This is a genomic window from Clostridium sp. (genome assembly GCF_022482905.1).
Classification (GTDB): Bacteria; Bacillota; Clostridia; order Clostridiales; family Clostridiaceae; genus Clostridium_B.
Genome location: NZ_JAKVOI010000001.1, coordinates 345,401 through 363,665, shown reverse-complemented (window position 1 = coordinate 363,665; position 18,265 = coordinate 345,401). Strand labels below are relative to the sequence as shown.

The following is an 18,265-nucleotide window of genomic DNA, read 5'->3' as shown; positions in this document are numbered from 1 at the left end:
AATTATTTTGTTTTTCCATATTTTTCAACAAGTTTGCCTGCCTTAATAGCATGAATTGTTTGAGTTTCAGATTCAATTGGATGTGTTTTATACCTGCCTGTATATAAGTTTAAGCAATAACATTTTCCTGGAACTAATACAAAAACTTCATAAAACTTTTTACTAATATTTTTCTGAAGCTGCTTCATATCATGAACAACTTTCATTATCATTTCATCATCTGCATAAATATCTGAAAAAATGAATAAGCCGTTTCGTCTAAAGTACTTATATCCATTCAGTTTATTTAATTTTTTATTAAAAGCACGTAGTATTAAATCAAACGAATCTCCATCAGCTTTTTCTCGTAAAATATTCCTCTTTAGATCTTTTTCTACCTCTTGTTCCAGATTTCGATATATTCTCATATATAAACTTTCTGCCGTTCCTTTTTCTACACCTATTGCCGTAGTAACTTCTACTCCCCACTTTTTATCATCGTTTTGCAAATCCGGTCTTTCTCCCTTTTTCAGATTTGTAAATTCTTCCGGATAAAGTTCTTCAAGTACAACCTTTGCATAATATTCATAATAATACTTGCTCATATAATTTGGAGGTGGTTCATTCTTGCTAATCATATTAATTATCTCCCTAATATTCTTGTATTAATAATTATTATAATGTAATTAATAATATTACACTATTACCCATCTTCATTTTTCCCTGATTTTACAATCTGCTTTTTAAATCGTGTGCATAATAATTAATGATGCCTTCCCGAAATCGGTTCTGGAGCTTTGACTGTGTTTTTAATCACGCTTATTTCAAACTTATTGTCCAAACTTTTACAAAAATAAGCATCCGAGTGGCTGGCTCGAAATGCTTATTTTATTGAATGTTGTTTGATAGAGTGTATTTTGAAATTGTTTATAGGGAACTACTATGTTAAATTTTATCCAGGGAGTAACCTTAGCTATTATTTTAGCTTTATGCTGTTAAGAATATATTAACTCCCAGTTAAATAAATGACATCCAGCAAATACTCACTTATGTTTAGTGAAAAACATACCTATAACAACTACAGCTATAATCAAAATGACAACAGCAATAGGAATCCAAATAACATTCTTTATACCCATATCCATCTTTTCCATTTCAAACCTCCCATGATCTATAATACTATAAGTGTACCACAATGCATTATGAACATGTGTTTCAGTTCAGTATGTGGTGTAATATGGATTTTAAATATAAAATTAGAAAATAAGTAAAACGAAATGATGATTTCAAATGTCTAATAGATGACAAGTTATTACTGGTAATAATACTATATCTTGCTTGGAGGATTATTTTATGAACACTGAGGAGCTGGTTGTCAAAGCAAAAAGTGGTGATGAAAATGCTTTTTGCGAGCTTATAAAAATGAACAAGGAAACTCTATATAAAACAGCATATTTTTATACAAAGAATAAACATGATTCATTGGAGATATTAGACGATACCGTATATAAAGCTTATACATCTATAAAAAAACTAAAGCAGAAAAAATACTTTAATACCTGGATAATGAGAATACTCATAAACAGCTCTATTAACTATATAAATAAGAGAAAAAGATTGATATTTTTCGGAAGAACTGTTGATAGAACTAAAGAATATAAGTCAGTTGATAATAGAGAAGAAATATTGGATTTATATAAGGCTATTGATACCCTGGAAGGCAAATTTAAAATGATAATAATACTCAGGTATTTCAATGATTTAACTGTTAAACAGATAGCCGATATTATGAACTACCCTATTGGAACAGTAAAGACTTATATTCATAAGGCTCTAAAACAATTAAGAATTGAATTGGAGGAATAGAGAAGATGAATTATAATAAAAAATTTTTTAAAAATCATCTGGAGTCTATAGAAATTCCAGAAGAAGTTGATTTTGTTATAGACAGAGCTATAAAAAGGGCAAAAAATAGGCATAAAAAAACCTGTTTTAAAGTTACAGCCTCTCTGTCAATTATACTCGTTTTATTTATATTTTTGAATAAAACATCACCTGTTTTTGCCAATTATATAAATAATGCATCAAAAGAAGTAAGAAACTTACTTGGCAATTTTAGAGACAAGGGCATCGATAATGCAATACAAAATGGATTTGTTCAGGATTCTGTTAAAAATAAAAAAGATTTTTCTCAATCAGCTGCAGACAAAGGAATTACAATAACTATAGATCAGTTTACTATGAGTGGAAATGAACTTCTTATTGGGTATAGTGTAAAAGCTGATAGTAGATATAATGATTGGGATGATTTAATGTGTGATTCACTACAAATTCTAGATAACAACGGTAGAATACTGTTTGATGGAAGTCACAGTGATGCTGTATATAGTTCCATTTATTATATGGATGTAGCTAAGGGAAGCTTTAAAAATTCAAGGATAAAAAAAGGAATTTTTCACTTTAGCACTAATAAAACCAAAATATCAAAACTGCCTGATAGTATTACTATTAAATTTTATGATTTTTATGACAATACCATAACTCCACACATTTATAAGAGAATGAATTTTTTTGAAAAATTATCTCATAAGGCTCCTAAAATTGTTAATGGAAATTGGCAGGTCAATATAAAGGTTGATGACAAATTGAAAAATGCCGGGGAAATTAACTATATAAAAGATATTAGTAAAGATATAAATTCGGTTATAAAAATAGACTATGTGAATGTATATCCTACTGTAGCAAATGCTAAATTTTTAGTTCCAGTTGATATGAATATTAAAAGTGTATATCTTGAAGATGACAATGGAAGTAAGTATAAGTGTGGTGCTAGAGGAAGTCGTAAAGATGACAATTCTAATTTCTGCGAAGAAACTTCTGACTTTGAAAGTCCTTATTTTGAAAAAGTCACAAAGCTGTACTTGGTAATCAAAGGTGAAGAAAATAATAAGGAAAAAAACTTTAAAATAGCACTTGAGAAAAAATAGGTTGTGAAAATGTTAAAAATCAAACTATTTGCCCCAACCATTAATGAATTAATATATAATTATACCTTCAGCTAGATTTTAGGCTGAAGGTTTTGTTTAGTTATATAATGTTTTTTTGTATTGATAACAAATCTTCGACTCTTTCATTCATATATTTGTATGAATCATAAACTCCCTGATTATAAAATTCCATGCTCAATTCATCTATAATAAATTCTAAAATTAGCCCTGCAGCTAAATCCCCTAGCTCTTCCTCCCTTTCATTTAAAAAATAACTTTTTATTTTATTAATCATATTCTTCTTAGTTTCTTGGTTCAATTTTATATTATTTTTTTCTTTCATACATTACCTCCACCTATCAACAGCATACCACAACTTTAGCAGATTAAAATAAAAGCAGTTCTTTATATTTTCTATTTAAAAAAGAGACTGGTCCAGATTTATCTGGAACTTTTCCTCCCGTGAATAACTATTACTTTAAATCAAAGATACTTAAAATGTTTTCAAATAAAAATTTAATTATAGGTTATAATATTGTCATTATGATAATTAATTCATCATAAATGCCCATACAAATGAAACAATTCTATTATTTTGTTTCATTTATATATATAACATATAAAATTTTATATGTCTATATATATAGTGCAAATTTTTAACACAAATTTACATTATATATTAAAATTGCACAATAGAATATAATTTATCTTTTTGATCTTGGTTTATTCCTATATATCGAAGTGTTATACGTTGTGAACTATGATTAAATGTATCCATTATTAATCCTATATTATATTTAGATACCTTGTATGTCCAATAACCCCATGTTTTTCTTAAACTATGTGTTCCAAAATTTTCAATTCCACAAACATTAGCTCCTTCTTTTAGTACTCTATAAGCCTGAATTCTCTTTATATGCCCACCCTTACGACTTGGAAATAAGTATGATTCCAAAGTAACGTTTTCCTGTTTTATATAATTGTCTATTTCCTTTCTAATTGCATTATTTAATTTAATTTTCTTCTCTTTTCCAGTTTTTTTCTCTTTTAGTATGAGATAATCTTTATACTCCCATGTAATAGTAAAAATGTCTCTAATCTTTAGTGGCAATATGTCACTTATTCTAAGCCCTGTATTTAGCCCAAATTTTAACATTAATCCATATTTTAAATCTTTACCTTTTAAATAATAATAAATCTGTTTTATTTTTTTCTTATTTCTTATTGGTTCAACTGTCATGTAAACTATACCTCCAAATGTAATTTTTATTAAGTTAATTACAAAAAATGTTTCATTATTTTTTTTGCTTTTTAACTGTATTTAGAAATAATTTTTTTGTAATCCTTTGTATATAAATACTTTAACAATAATTATAATGAAACAAAATAATAGAATTGTTTCATCATATATATGGAGGTGATTAAAATTACTGAATCTTGCAAATCTATATTTAATAAAACTCTGATTGGTACCTTACTAAAAGATATAAAGAACTACTTTAACTGCAATGTATTATCAATTTTTAATTTTAATATAGCTACAAATTCTATAACACTGGATAAAATTTTAGACATAGAAAATACTGCCTTCAAATCACTGTCTAGTCTGCCGAAAATGAATACAAATAAATTTTACGAAAAAAAATTAAAACAATTATATAATTACAAAGAAATTATTTTTATAAAAAAAGATGACAATACAGGTCCTTCTATTTTTTTTAAAAATGCAAAAGAAGAACTATTTATACCCATGGAAAATAAAAATGATTCAATAATATTTATATATTTATGTTCATTAAGCACCACTCATCATATTAATACTAACTTTGTTCATAAAGAAACTTTCAAATATATCATGTATTCTATTATAAATTCTTATAAAATACAGTATATTTACTATAAAAAAATTGAGTTTATATTTGATCTTGTAAATATGATGACAAAAATACTTAAAGAAAAAGAACCTCTTTTAGTTTTCCATCCATATAATGTAGCTGATATTTCAAGGAAAATAGCCCTGCAATTAAAATTAAATCATAATTCAATAAAAAAAATCTATTTTGCAGCACTGCTTCATGACATAGGTAAACTATATATAAATAGAAATATTTTAAACAAACCGGGTAAACTGACAAAAAATGAATATGATATATTAAAAAAGCATAGTACATATGGTTATAACTTATTAAAAAATATATATCCTGATATAGCCATATATATCAAGTACCACCATGAAAGAATAGACGGGACTGGATATCCAGACAATCTTAAAGGCAGCCAAATTCCACTGGAAAGTAAAATAATTTCTGTTGCCGATGCCATAGACGCAATGTCTTCTGTTAGAAGCTATAATACTCCTAGAAGTTTTGATTTTGTAATTACAGAACTTCTTCATTGTGCTAACAAACAATTTGACAGTAAAATCGTAGATACTGCAATAAAAGTATTGACAAGATCTAAAGACAAAAATATATACAATCTTGATAATGAAATTGAATTGGGTACTCTTACAATAAGAGTACCGAAAAGATCATATTCAATATATGGAACGTTAAGAAAAATGACTTCTGAATATATATTTAAATCTGACGAATTTGATTCTTTAAATAACATAAATATAGCTGATATTCAGGATATAAATTTGTATATATATAAAAATGTAAATAATATATACAAATATAAAGTTTGTTTTAATTTTTATAAAAAAAATGTTCTACATATAAAAGCTATTCATCAAATTAAATGTGATGACTCCTTTAATATACCATTAGATATCACAAGGAGAACTTGTACTTCATAAATTATCCAATTTATCAAAATTGTAATATTTAAATACGTCCAAAAAACTACAATAGAAAAAATGTTATAACAATTTTACACTAAGAGGAGGAAATCTAATGAAACTATTATTTAGTAGGATGAATATCTTTAAAAAATTGATACTGTCTTTTATAAGTGTAGCAATATTGACTTGTATAGTTGGTATTGTATCACTTAATATAATAAAAACAGTTCAAAAGAATGTAGAAAATATCTACAACATAAATCTAAAAGAAACAAATGAATTAAAGGACATTAAAACAAGCTTTATGGAAATACGCGGTGATTTGCTCAACATAATGAATAACAAAAACAATTCCCAATTAGACAGCTCCATCAACAGCATCAACAAAAACATAGAACAGGTCGATGCACATATATCAAATTATTCAGCTTCATCAAAAGGCAAAAACAAAGATTTAATAAATCAATTTAACGAGTATAATAAAATTTGGAAAACATCTATAAAAAATTATATATTATTAATCCAAAAGGGAGATTATAATAATGCAATAAGAGAATCCCAATCTGCTGCAAAGTCCAGAGATGATCTTTTCACAGTAATAGATCAACTTATAGACAAAAATTCGAAATTTGCACAGAATGATTACAATTCAAGCATTTCCAAATACAATCTTTCCTTAAGACTTATAATAATATTAGTTATAATCAGTTTCATTATATCTGTAATTTTAGGATTGATTATAGCAAAGAATATACACAACCCCCTTTTAAAGATAAAAAATTTTGCAGGAAGGCTGGAGAAATTTGATTTTTCAACCAACATAACAATAACCCGTTCTGATGAATTTGGTCAGACAGGCATTTCCTTAAATACTGCACAGGAAAATATAATACATCTTCTAAAGTCTATAATGGAAAGCTCCGAAAATATGGGGAGTGCCAGTGAACAGTTGTCTGCAACGGCTGAAGAATTATCTGCAAAGGCAGATAATATGGACAATTCTGTAAAGGTGATAACATCAGGAATGGAGGAATCCACCTCGTCTTTAGAAGAAATAACCGCATCTGTAGAGGAAATCAATGCAAATGTGAATGAATTATCACAAAAAGCTGCAGATGGAAATAATAATTCGAATAAATCTAAGAAAAATGCTGTGCTTGCACAGCAAAAAGGAATTTCTGCAATACAAAATTCCCAAAAAATATATAAAGATAAAAAAGCCAAAATATTAAAGTCTATTGAAGATGGCAAGATAGTTGAAAATATAAAAGTTATGGCTCATACTATCGCAGGAATAGCAGAACAGACAAATTTACTTGCATTAAATGCAGCTATCGAAGCTGCAAGAGCCGGTGAACAGGGTAAAGGATTTGCAGTGGTTGCTGAAGAGGTAAGAAAACTTGCAGAAGATTCCGCAACGGCAGTATCGTCAATTCAAGATACTATCGAAAAAGTAAATGATGCATTCAAAAATTTATCTGACAGCAGTAACGAAATTTTAGTATTTATCAATGAGCAGGTAGGTCCACAATTTAAGTCATTCAAAGACATGAGCAATCAATATTATAAAGATGCTGATTTCATAAAAAATTTATCTGAAGAAATAGCTTCAATGTCTGAAGAATTGGCCGCTACAATAACCCAGGTCAGCGAAGCAATGCAGCATATATCTGACAGCCAGCAGAAAACCTCTGAAAATGCGTCACAAATACAAGAAGGTATTGATGAAAACACCCAAGCTGTAGGTCAAGTGGCTTTAACCGCACAGAATCAATCAGAACTTGCACAAAAATTAAATGAACTTGTACAAAAATTTAAAATATAAGGAGGATGGGGAATTGTCCATGTATACTAATCTGATTTCTGTGCATACTACTAACATCCCCCAATAATTTCTATAATTTCATTTTTACCAGGGATTTTACTCCCTGGCCTTTCTCTTTGTAAAATAAAAACGCAACAAAAATAAGCTTTAAGTAGCAGCTTCTATTTTATCCTCGCAATATCACTCATAGTTTGAGCATTTTTAGTAATTTCCTCTAATGTAGCTGTTATCTGTTCAGTTGCAGCTGATTGGCTTTCTGAAACTGACTGAACTTGATTTACTATCTTAAAAATATTATTTATATTTTTATTCATTTCCAATAATATTTCTGAAATTTTGTTTGACGATTCGCTGCTTGACTTAGCCAGCTTTCTCATTTCATTTGAAACAACCGTAAAACCCTTACCTTGTTCGCCTGCTCTAGTTGCCTCTATTGCGGCATTAAGGCCCAGTAAATTTGATTGGGAAGCAATATTACCTATCATGCTTATTATTTCATTACTCTCCGATATCTCTTTCTCCGTCTGTTCTGTAATTTGTACCAAATTGTCTATCATATTGAGCAACTTTTCTGCTCCTGAATTAATTTCTTGAATACTCGCACTAGTTTCTTCAAGGGAAGAAAATAAATTATCTGCTGATTCTTCAACCTTAAATTGCTCATCTAGACTTCTACCTATTCCTATACCGCCTACAACATTACCCTCAGAATTCTTTATGGGATATGAAATTTCTTTAAATGAAATTCCAAATACCTCTCTAGGGACTATTGCATTATATGATTTGCCCTCCTTAATCGTTTTATATAGCATAATATCACCTGGTATTCTACTACCTACATTTATTTTTATATCTAAAGTATCTCCTGGCCTATAATATAAAAATTTTGTAGTATCCGCAACAGCTACCGCTATATCTTCAAGCAATATATCTTTAAGTACAGGCATAATTTGTAAATAAGCTTCTAAGCTTCCTTCTCCTACCATAAGAATTCTCCTTAAAATAAATTTTTATTCATGATATTAATATTCGACACTAATCGACTTCTTCCTGCTAATCAGATTTATTTATTTTAAGATCTATATACATTACATCATTTCTAAAACTTTGTTGTAAATTTATAAGCCCTGGATAGTCTCCAGAGCTTTTCTTTATCTTTTAATTGGTCTATAACCTGCAGCTTGTGCTTCTGCTTCTGTATTAAACCATGCTTCAGGATTTGTTCTGTTATAATACGGGTCTCCAGGTAAATGGTATATCTTTTCACCTTTAGAATTGATATTTCCCTTTATCTTCCCGTTTGAAGGTGCTGCCGGTGCTGTACTTCCTTGACTAGATGAAGACGATCCTGAACTACTTGAGGACCCATAAGAACTGCTACTGCTTGGTTTATAGCTACTACTAGAGCTGCTTGATGCAGAACTTGAAGGAGCACTTATTCCGTCACCCTTAGTAGTGCCGTTAGGGTTTATTGCCCATAGTCCCCTGCTGTTTTCTCTTGCCTCAGCACAGAACCTTCTAAAATAATCAGCATATTTTGCATTTGGCTGAATTGTCATCTGTTCCGCATATCCATTATATGCAAGTATGGCATTGAACATTTTGGCCCTGATTTCGCTTTCGCTTATCTCCGCAGGCGGAAAAAGCCATACATACCTTAGAAGTCTTCCATAACTATCCGTATTTCCTGCATCACTCTCAAGATACACGGTTTTCCCATACAACTGGGATTTTGTGTAGTTGGAAGCCTGTTCTCCGTATTGTTCATGTTTAGTCGTACTTTCAGGCGTATTTACACCAATAAGTCTTACTTTTTCATACTGGCCGTTTTCTAAAGTTACACCTATCGTATCTCCGTCTGTGTGATGAGTGACTTTGGCTTTTTCAAGTTTTATTGGATATTGGCTGGTATCAGATTCAGCTGATTCAGCTTTTTCGGCAGTAAAACTTTGAGTTGTTTGATCAATTGCGCCTTTACTATTGGAAGTTGATAAATCTGAACATCCTGACATTGTAAATAATAAAATTGTTGTAACGAATACTATTAAAAGTTTGCTTGTAACTTTTTTATACATAAATAGATCCCCTTTTTAATTAATATCACAACAAAATATTTATAGTTAATTATTCTACAATAATATGTATATTCCTGCTAAATCCTATTTAAATATGATAATTAATATAAATTAAACAATATTATATAATATTCGTCAGCTCATTACATGATGGAGGTAGAATCATGGATAAAGAAGATAAACTCAAAATAGAAGAATATAGAAAAAATCCAATGGCTAATTTTGCTGTTTCAATAAACCATTCACAGACAGGCGATCCAAGTAAAATAACAAAGGGAAATTTACTTACAAGAATTGTTACTAGTGTTATCGTTATCAGAATATTACTGTTAATATTTTTTGCTATCAATAACGGTCGTTAAGGCTTTTGAACTATTTGTACAGCTAAAATATTTTTATGGACTAAAAATAACCCCTAGACCAAATTAATGATCTAGGGGTTAAAATTGTTTCTATTGAACTGGCTTTGCCGGAGTTTCTTGCGCCGCCTGATCTATTGGAGTTTGAGTATTCATACTTTTTTGCGTAGTCTCCACAGTAACCAGAACGTTGAACTGGTTTTTGTTTGGCTTAACACCATTGGAATCTAATAACACCTTCTTGATTTTAAGTATTAAAAACACAGTACTACAAATAGTAGCACCTACAGTTAAAATCTTATATATTTTATTTTGTGGCATGTTCTTTGTTTTCTTTATCTTCCACCTTACTTAAAATAGCATCTACCTTTTTATTTAATTCTTTGTTTCTGTTAACAAAATTTCTAATACCTCTTATAGCTTTGTATAATTCCATTAAAATTATAACTAATATTACAAAATTAACAATGGTAATACTGACTGTGTAGTTAATTTGTGGCATGTAAAAATCTCCTTTCTAAATTGAGGAAATTGATTAATAAATAAACTGCTATTATAATTTATATACCTTAAATATTAACCGATATAATTATGATATCAACAATTACAAACAGAATAAATGCAGAAACAATCCACAGAAAGATTCCTAATACTTTTTGCTTTTGGTAACTAAAATAATTAATGCCACTTAAAAATATTGTTAAACATAGACTCCCTTGGGCTAAAATGCGGAATAAATAGTTACTGCTATTTTTAATAGATAATAGTGCAAACAAAACAGTAAAAGCTGAAGCAATTATAATTGCTATTTTAATCGGCAGTTTCTTTTTTATTTTCATAATGTATTTCTCCAAGAAATTCTAAAATTAATTTTTATCAAATAATTTAGGATATAAGTATAATATGCATCCAATTATTATCGACAGTATAATATAATTGATTATGTTACCTTTTAATTTCATGATTTGGAATCCTATAAAGAATACCAGCAATATGACCATAGAATTTATTATTCCAAACAATCTTTCCTTTTTAATATAATCATCTCCCTATTAAATACACTAATTATAGTTTTTTTATTCCATCTTTATTAAACACTTTTCTTAGATGAATTTCTGTGTATGGTATAGAAATTATAAGCAAAATAACAGATATTTTTGCTGGTGTGCTGTTATTAACTTCACCCAGTGCAATGAAAAATGTAGTTATCAATAAAGATATTATTCCGACACACACAAGAACCATGCCAGCAAATTCGTTTGCTTCATTCCATGTATTAATATTTTTCATTGCAAATGGTGTTCTATAACCTAAAGAATGATTTATATGCTTAGGTGGATATACCTTACATACACCTCCGACAATAATCATAATTATTCCACTTAAATAATTTAAATATAACATTAATACCTCTCCTAATTTATAAAATTCATCCTTATATTTTAATTTTACCATATTTTTCTTTGATGGCAAAATTAAAGAGTCCTGGATTTCTCCAAAACTCTTCCTGCAATTAGTTCACAATATATTAAATATTATTCATTGCTTTATTTTCTCTGGCAACAAGTATGAGGCGTGGAGAAATCAAAAAAGGACAATCCCACTTCCAGAATCACTTATAAAAATAATAAAAAGTGCAATTAAAATTAAAAAGTCGGAAAAATTAAAAGCCGGTGATAGTTACACCACGGATTATTTAGATTATATATTTTTAAGTCAGTAGGGGAATTTAATTAATGCAGGAAATCTAGATAAAACATGGGCAAAATTTTTAAGAGAATTAAATATACTTCATAAAAAATTTCATGCTTTAAGACACACGTATGCTACCAAACAATTTGAAAATGATATACCCTTAAAAACTGTATCAATGCTTTTAGGACATAGCAGCATTGAAATAACTGCCAATATTTATACTCATGTTTTAAAGAAAGAAAAGGAAAAATCAATAGACTTATTAAGCAATATAAAAACTATGGTGTAAAGTCTTCAATAATAATCCTTAAAAATAAAAAATAAGAATACCTTAACCATTAAAGTTAAGCCATTCTTTTCTTTGTGGTAGTCCCTAGGAGGATCGAACTCCTGATTTCACTAAGACTTTATTATAAAAATATGTGATGTTCTACAACAGTTGATATGACTATGTTTTATCACTATACAATTATATAGGTGTTTACATCTATTTAAAACTTGTGTGGGAAAAATGCGGGAAGAATATTTATTTAATGTATGTTTTAAAAAGCCCTGGATCCCTCCAAGGCTTTTTATACTATTATTTGTATTACGATAAAAATTAAAAATAAAAGTGTTATAAAATCATCTGAGTAATATGATATTTTAATCATTTTTATTAACTTTATGCTTATTTGTCTTTCTTCCTTCCCAAATATTAGGTAAATGTAATATACTTATAATATTTGGATCATCTGGATTACCCGTTCCAACAATAGCTCTTTGAATATTCCAATCATGTAATTTATCAACTAATAGTCTCACTACTTGAGTTCTAATTTTATATTTAAATAGAGGATACAATTCTTCATGTTTATTGTCCATAAATTGAAGATTATTTCCACATTTATGAATACCCGCTTTATAAAGAACAGTACCTTTATAAAAAATTGTATAAGCCAGCGAAGGGTTTTGTGGATTAATATAAATGGTACAAAGTGATTCTGTTTCCCAGTCAGGCGCAGTTTCTTTAATTGCCATATTTTTATCAAGTATTCTACTCATTACTCCTTCTCCACAATTAGGACAATATTCGATTGGCACTGCCTTATTAATTAAATGTAATTTGATATTTTTACCAATCCATACTACTTCATCAATCATTTTATCTAACAAGATATCCATTGGAGCATCTAAAAGTTGATATTTCCTTTCAAATTCTATCTTTCCGTCTACCCATTGAAATACTATTTTCATACCTACAATGCTCTCTTGTGTACCATAAGCAGTTACAAGTGCCAATACTTTAGGATGTTCTTTCTTCGCCTCTGAAACAAAATTTTCCCAACTATCCTTTTTCTTGCTTAGTTCATCAGTTGATAACTCTAAGTGATTTATACTTTCATACACCTTAGGCCTATGGTGATTGTCATGTTCTTTAACACATAATACAGCAATGTTATCATCACTGTTATTTGATGGATCTTCATCTAAATGGTGAAAATTAAGGCCTATACCTCTTTCTTTACAGACGCAACATGCATAAGCATTTTTTTCAAGTAGCCTTTTTTCTGGCTTGGCTTAATCGGCACTCTTTGTCTTTTTTTCATTTACATTATCCCTTTCTAAATATAACTGTTATACAATGTAACTTTTGCTAAATTGCAAAAGTTCTTATAAATTTCATCTCACATCAAAGCATTTAAAAACTAAGCCCTGGATTTTTCACCAGAGCTTTTCTTTATCTTTTTATTGGCCTATAGTCTACAGCTTGTGCCTCTGCTCCTGTATTAAAATATTCTTCTACATTTGTTCTATCGTAGTATGGATCTCCATGAAGTATATTAACAAATGGGAAATAATTATTTTTCATTATTTGAATTATTATCTTGAATTTTATTTATATTTTCTTTCAAAAAAAAATCATCTGCTATTTTATTGTTTTTTAATTCAGATATTCCTATCTTTTCGCCATTTAAAATTATTGAAGGATTATCTTGAAATAATTTATTGTTTAATTCTTCTAAGCGTTGTAATTGAGTTTGCAATTTAGAATTATCTGGTTCTTTATCTATTTTAGCTTCCTCTCTTATTAGCTTTAAATATTCACCACGAACTTTTATATCTCCTAATGCTTTTCTTTGTCTCGCATCCCAACTGAATTGTTCTTTATATATTGTATAAGAAAATTTTATAACTCGTCCGACAATTAGGATCGCTGTACCATCTCCGACCAGTTGAGCTAGCATAGTCCCAGATTCAATTCGATTATATTTAAGTGGATGTTCTTCGCTTGAAATTTTCATAATAGAACCTACTATACTATATATATCTTCTATAATCTTTAGTGAATCAACTGTATCATTTAAATTATTATTTTCATTTAATAACCTTATGGATAAATTGCTTGGCTCGTCACTTACATTAAGTGATTCATTAATTAATGTTAAGTTATTTATCTCTCTTATAATTTCATCATACTTATAAATCATAGAATTAACAACATATATTGTGTCCATATAAATTTGCGAAGTACTATTAGTACTACTTATAAAAGAATGAATTTTTAAATATCCATCTTTCATACATTTTATAAATTCGTTTAATTTTACTATTACATTAAATTTATTATCATTATTATTTATATTAAGTTTTTCTAATATGAGCCACATATTCATAAAATCAATTTGTATTAAATTTTGTTTAAGATTATCATATTGTTTTTTAACATTATTCTTTAAATTATTGGCACTACTTACTGCATTCGTTCCTGATACATTAAAATTTAATAATACATTTAATAAAGAATTGTACCAATTTTGATGTAATTTCATGCAATTTCGCAATTTATTTATTATTTCATTTATATTTTTAATTTCTTTTTCTATAATTTCAGAATAATCAACTATATCTTGAAAATTCATTGCCTATACGCCTCCATTATAACATTAGCATTTCAGAGAATATATGATATAATAGAGGTATATTCAATGAAACACATTTAGTTTTAAGAAACCATTATTGATTGATAGTCAGATGGTTTCTTTTATTTTATTTTAAAACTTTTTGCTAAAAAGGACAAGTATTGACAATAAAAATAAAGCCTGTCAAAATTCAACAGGCTTTACCAATTCATCAATAATTTCTAATAATCAGCTCACTATACCTGTGCTCCCTACCCTTGTACTTCCCAACAAGATTATGATTTCTCTGAACCTCATCTATATTGAAATCTTTGTATAAATCTCTTACAAATTCACAATCATTATATGAGAGGATAAATTTCCCTTTTATATTTCTGAGCACCTCATGTAATCTCATGTGGTCCTCCTTTGAAAATTGTGCCTGATAGTATCTTTCAGTACCATAGTACGGGGGATCTAAATATATAAGTGCATCCTCTTTGTCATAGACCTTTAGCAAATTCTCAAAATCTTTATTCTCAATCACTACATCACAGAGTCTGTCCTGAATATCAGTAAGATACTGAACCATGGCATTTACATTTCTCTTTATGCAACCGTAAGACTTATGATCGCTTCCATAGCTTGTCTTTATCAGCATAAAGAAACGTGCTGCCCTTTGGATGTCAGTCATGCCTCTAGTATTGTACTGGCTTGCGAAATCATAAAACAACTCCCTTGAATTCAACATAAATGATAATTCTCTCTGTAGCTCTCCACAGTGAAATTTCACGCACCTGAATAAATTGACCAAATCTCCGTTTATATCGTTGTAGATTTCCGTGTTGGCCAGTTTATCCTTTGAGAACAATACCTATGCTGCTCCTCCGAATACTTCTATGTATCTATTAAAGCTTTCAGGAAAGCGTTTGACTATTTCCTTCCTCAATAACTTTTTGCCACCTATCCATCCTATAAAACTATTCATACACTACCTCCTATGTTCCAGATAATACTATTATATAAGAACATTTGTTCTGTTTCAAGGTAGAATATATAGTATCCCCAAAATTTATATAAAAACACTTAAGCATCTATGAAAAAGAAACGATTATTTAGCAAGATAGAAAATACCCCAAATTTAAAATTATCTAAATGGAGTTGATAAAATGTCTAATAAAATAAGTAATTTCCTACTTAAATTACTTCTATTGCCACTTTTGTTTTTAATGTTATATGGAATCATACTTTGTATTAGTTTAACAATAATTTCTAATTATTATAAGAAAGACGATATATCATTTTTTATTATTTTTATCGTTGTATCTTCATTAATTGCCTTTATTTGCACATATATAATAAGTTTAATTTTTTTAAAATTAAAAAGGCATTCACAATTTGAAGCATGGTTTGAGTGGATTCATTTTACAATAATATATGCATCAGGTTTAATATCATTATTAATAGTACTTCAACCAGAACTTTTAAAATTTAATATTATTAAAAGCCCCATTAATACAAATGAAACTTATTTAAGTGTATCACTAATTTTTTTTATTGCCATTTCTAATTATAATTTTTATAAAAATATTTCTTCTAAACAAGGTTCAAAGGTTGTCGATTTTATTAAAACTATATGGCATTATTTACGGTATTATTCTAAGGAATATATTAAAAAGCTTTCTAATTGATATAGTACTTGTATACGAATATTAAATTTATATCTTTTATGTAGACAAAAATACATTATAATGGTAAGATTGTATACAAGTAATTTTGTATACAGAGGTGATATTTTTGAATTATATAGATGATAAAGAAAATGCTATTCAACTTATGAATTATGAATTTCCCAATAAAATCAAACAAAGGATTTCTACATCAATTTATAAGGGATATTCATTAGTAAATTTAATTAAAAAAGATGATGAAATGTACCAAAATGATTTAGGCAAAGATATACTTCCATTTATTCTTAACTTGGCAGTTCAATATGAGTTCATAAAAGCCATAAATAAGAATTTACTACCATTTAAATATTCGATAAAATTAAACCACAAAAAGAATTGCCATCATATTGAACTTGAATCTCAAAAATGTATTATTACGATAAGTCAATTAAATAAAGAATATTCAATACCTAGATCGGCTATTTTCAGACAAAATAGATCTTTAAACAATGGGCAAATATCTTTTTTAAAAGATTATACTCCTATTGATACTAAAAAATTTTTTGTAATAATAACACATGAAAAATTAAATAATTCTTTTGAATATCCTAAATCTATGCACATTGGATTTCCAAATGTAAAATGTTCCAAGTGGATATATAATATTCCTTTAATTTCAATACCATATATAAAACCCTTATATCCTAAAGAAGAACAGATTGACGACCCTAATGTCGACATAAAAAATTTTAAAAAGTTTGTGAAAGGGGATATTTAAGTTGAAGACTGTTATACCTAAAAAATTAACTGAGGCAAGAATGGCAAGAGGTTTAACAATGTCTGAACTTTCAAATCTATCAGGTATAAGTAAACAATCTATATCAAAATATGAAATGGGTGATAGAAATCCATCTTATGAAAGCCTAAGTAAAATCGCTAAGGCACTAAATTTTTCAAATGAATTTTTTACTTTTAAAGATGATATTGAAAGTCCACAATCACAAGGCGTAACATTTTTCAGAAGTCTTGCATCTGCAACTGCAGACTTAAGGGCAATGGTTGATATAAGGAATATTTGGTCATATAGAATTTTTACAATGTTAAGTAATTATATTAATTTTCCTGCTGTAAATTTACCTAACATAGATAATTATCTATCTAAAGATAGCTTAAATGATACTGATATAGATAAAATAGCCCAACTAGCAAGAAAACATTGGGGATTAAGTAATGGCCCTATTTCTAATGTTATGCTTTTATTAGAAAAAAACGGTATTGTAGTATCAAAAATGAAATTGGAAAATGTTAATACCAGCAATAGAAAGATTGATGCGTGTTCAATAATCAAAAATGGTCGTCCATTTATATTTTTAGAAGATAATGCTTCAGCTGTTCGTAACAGATTTAATTTAGCACATGAATTAGGGCATATTCTCCTTCATAATAACATTAGTAGCATCGATTTAGAAAAAAATAAAGGCGAACTTAAAAAAATTGAAAAGGAAGCTAATAAATTTGCATCAAGCTTTTTATTACCTGAAAGCAGTTTTCCAAATGAAGTTATGTCATTATCTTTAGGGCATTTACTAGATTTAAAATCTAGATGGAAGGTTTCTCTTGCAGCTATAATATATAGATGTGAGGAGTTAACCATATTTACTCCAAATCAAGCCCTGTATCTAAGAAAACAAATTTCAGCAAAGAAATGGAGAAAAGTTGAACCTCTTGATGATACTTTAAAATCAGAACAACCTACATTATTTTCTAAAAGTATTAATTTATTATTAGATAATAACATCATCCAAAAAAGTGATTTTAAAAATTTTGTTGGTTATCTGCCAAATAAAGAAATATATGAGTTGACACATATATCCTTAATTGAAAATGAATCTAGTAATATAAATCTAGGTATAAGGTCAAATTTAAAAGTAATAAAAGGTTCCTTATAATTTTATACTTTATTTATATTTAAAATCCCCTAAAGTACTATTATATAACCTTAGGGGAT

At 28.3% G+C, this 18,265-nt stretch carries 21 protein-coding genes and 1 pseudogene; 9 read left to right on the top strand and 13 right to left on the bottom strand.

The annotated features are described in order from the left end of the window. Positions 1-2 precede the first annotated feature (2 nt). Positions 3-617 (bottom strand): hypothetical protein, encoded by a 615-nt coding sequence (locus LKE46_RS02090; RefSeq protein ID WP_291717977.1) that lies wholly within the window; start codon positions 615-617, stop codon positions 3-5. Between the two features lie 715 nt (positions 618-1,332). Between LKE46_RS02090 and LKE46_RS02085 the strand changes: the two genes are divergently transcribed. Both LKE46_RS02085 and LKE46_RS02080 read left to right on the top strand, forming a co-directional pair. Continuing rightward, positions 1,333-1,845 (top strand): sigma-70 family RNA polymerase sigma factor, encoded by a 513-nt coding sequence (locus LKE46_RS02085; RefSeq protein ID WP_291717975.1) that lies wholly within the window; start codon positions 1,333-1,335, stop codon positions 1,843-1,845. 5 nt (positions 1,846-1,850) lie between these two features. Continuing rightward, positions 1,851-2,966 (top strand): DUF4179 domain-containing protein, encoded by a 1,116-nt coding sequence (locus LKE46_RS02080; RefSeq protein ID WP_291717973.1) that lies wholly within the window; start codon positions 1,851-1,853, stop codon positions 2,964-2,966. Positions 2,967-3,066: 100 nt separating this feature from the next. Here LKE46_RS02080 and LKE46_RS02075 read toward each other — a convergent pair whose 3' ends face one another. Both LKE46_RS02075 and LKE46_RS02070 read right to left on the bottom strand, forming a co-directional pair. Next, a complete protein-coding gene (locus tag LKE46_RS02075; RefSeq protein ID WP_291717971.1) occupies positions 3,067-3,309 on the bottom strand; it encodes a DUF2164 domain-containing protein in 243 nt (80 codons plus the stop codon). Positions 3,310-3,645: 336 nt separating this feature from the next. Then, the gene (locus LKE46_RS02070; protein ID WP_291717969.1) at positions 3,646-4,206 is read right to left on the bottom strand and encodes a tyrosine-type recombinase/integrase; all 561 of its coding nucleotides are present in this window, start codon (positions 4,204-4,206) and stop codon (positions 3,646-3,648) included. 171 nt (positions 4,207-4,377) lie between these two features. Between LKE46_RS02070 and LKE46_RS02065 the strand changes: the two genes are divergently transcribed. After that, positions 4,378-5,766, top strand: coding sequence for an HD-GYP domain-containing protein (locus LKE46_RS02065; RefSeq protein WP_291717967.1), 1,389 nt, complete (start codon positions 4,378-4,380; stop codon positions 5,764-5,766). Between the two features lie 97 nt (positions 5,767-5,863). Next, positions 5,864-7,576, top strand: a complete 1,713-nt coding sequence (locus LKE46_RS02060) for a methyl-accepting chemotaxis protein (protein WP_291717965.1) — start codon at positions 5,864-5,866, stop codon at positions 7,574-7,576. Between the two features lie 161 nt (positions 7,577-7,737). On the opposite strand, the gene LKE46_RS02055 is transcribed toward LKE46_RS02060, so the two are convergent. Both LKE46_RS02055 and LKE46_RS02050 read right to left on the bottom strand, forming a co-directional pair. Beyond that, entirely contained in the window at positions 7,738-8,562 is an 825-nt protein-coding gene (locus LKE46_RS02055; RefSeq protein ID WP_291717963.1) for a methyl-accepting chemotaxis protein, read from the bottom strand. Between the two features lie 165 nt (positions 8,563-8,727). Next, positions 8,728-9,651, bottom strand: a complete 924-nt coding sequence (locus LKE46_RS02050; RefSeq protein ID WP_291717961.1) for a thermonuclease family protein — start codon at positions 9,649-9,651, stop codon at positions 8,728-8,730. 164 nt (positions 9,652-9,815) lie between these two features. Between LKE46_RS02050 and LKE46_RS02045 the strand changes: the two genes are divergently transcribed. After that, on the top strand, positions 9,816-10,013 hold the full coding sequence (locus tag LKE46_RS02045; RefSeq protein WP_291717959.1) for a hypothetical protein: 198 nt from the start codon (positions 9,816-9,818) through the stop codon (positions 10,011-10,013). Between the two features lie 90 nt (positions 10,014-10,103). Here LKE46_RS02045 and LKE46_RS02040 read toward each other — a convergent pair whose 3' ends face one another. From LKE46_RS02040 to LKE46_RS02025, 4 genes are all read right to left on the bottom strand, one after another. Then, positions 10,104-10,331 (bottom strand): hypothetical protein, encoded by a 228-nt coding sequence (locus tag LKE46_RS02040; protein WP_291717957.1) that lies wholly within the window; start codon positions 10,329-10,331, stop codon positions 10,104-10,106. Continuing rightward, complete coding sequence (locus tag LKE46_RS02035; protein WP_291717955.1) at positions 10,318-10,512, bottom strand: hypothetical protein; 195 nt, start codon at positions 10,510-10,512, stop codon at positions 10,318-10,320. Before LKE46_RS02035 ends, LKE46_RS02040 begins: the two co-directional genes overlap by 14 nt. Positions 10,513-10,579: 67 nt before the next feature. After that, on the bottom strand, positions 10,580-10,849 hold the full coding sequence (locus LKE46_RS02030; protein ID WP_291717953.1) for a hypothetical protein: 270 nt from the start codon (positions 10,847-10,849) through the stop codon (positions 10,580-10,582). A 226-nt stretch (positions 10,850-11,075) separates the two neighbouring features. Beyond that, positions 11,076-11,483, bottom strand: a complete 408-nt coding sequence (locus tag LKE46_RS02025; protein ID WP_291717952.1) for an SdpI family protein — start codon at positions 11,481-11,483, stop codon at positions 11,076-11,078. Positions 11,484-11,742: 259 nt separating this feature from the next. Here LKE46_RS02025 and LKE46_RS02020 point away from each other — a divergent pair, with 259 nt between their 5' ends. After that, complete coding sequence (locus LKE46_RS02020; RefSeq protein WP_291725518.1) at positions 11,743-11,994, top strand: tyrosine-type recombinase/integrase; 252 nt, start codon at positions 11,743-11,745, stop codon at positions 11,992-11,994. A gap of 356 nt (positions 11,995-12,350) precedes the next feature. Here LKE46_RS02020 and LKE46_RS02015 read toward each other — a convergent pair whose 3' ends face one another. The 4 genes and pseudogenes from LKE46_RS02015 to LKE46_RS02000 form a co-directional block, all read right to left on the bottom strand. Continuing rightward, the gene (locus LKE46_RS02015) at positions 12,351-13,094 is read right to left on the bottom strand and encodes a hypothetical protein (RefSeq protein ID WP_291717950.1); all 744 of its coding nucleotides are present in this window, start codon (positions 13,092-13,094) and stop codon (positions 12,351-12,353) included. Positions 13,095-13,425: 331 nt separating this feature from the next. Then, on the bottom strand, positions 13,426-13,557 hold the full coding sequence (locus LKE46_RS02010; RefSeq protein ID WP_291717948.1) for a sunset domain-containing protein: 132 nt from the start codon (positions 13,555-13,557) through the stop codon (positions 13,426-13,428). Then, positions 13,547-14,608 carry a hypothetical protein gene (locus tag LKE46_RS02005; protein WP_291717946.1) on the bottom strand — a complete coding sequence of 354 codons (1,062 nt, stop codon included), beginning with the start codon at positions 14,606-14,608 and terminating at the stop codon, positions 13,547-13,549. The genes LKE46_RS02010 and LKE46_RS02005 overlap by 11 nt, the downstream gene beginning before the upstream one ends. A gap of 211 nt (positions 14,609-14,819) precedes the next feature. Beyond that, positions 14,820-15,575 (bottom strand): annotated as a pseudogene (locus LKE46_RS02000) (DNA adenine methylase). A 181-nt stretch (positions 15,576-15,756) separates the two neighbouring features. On the opposite strand from LKE46_RS02000, the gene LKE46_RS01995 reads away from it, so the two are divergent. The 3 genes from LKE46_RS01995 to LKE46_RS01985 all read left to right on the top strand — a co-directional run bounded on the left by LKE46_RS01995 (position 15,757) and on the right by LKE46_RS01985 (position 18,206). Continuing rightward, positions 15,757-16,278 (top strand): hypothetical protein, encoded by a 522-nt coding sequence (locus tag LKE46_RS01995; protein ID WP_291717944.1) that lies wholly within the window; start codon positions 15,757-15,759, stop codon positions 16,276-16,278. Positions 16,279-16,384: 106 nt separating this feature from the next. Then, positions 16,385-17,035 (top strand): hypothetical protein, encoded by a 651-nt coding sequence (locus LKE46_RS01990; protein ID WP_291717942.1) that lies wholly within the window; start codon positions 16,385-16,387, stop codon positions 17,033-17,035. A gap of 1 nt (position 17,036) precedes the next feature. Continuing rightward, positions 17,037-18,206: a helix-turn-helix domain-containing protein gene (locus LKE46_RS01985; protein WP_291717940.1), complete on the top strand. Its 1,170-nt coding sequence runs from the start codon at positions 17,037-17,039 to the stop codon at positions 18,204-18,206. Positions 18,207-18,265 lie beyond the last annotated feature (59 nt).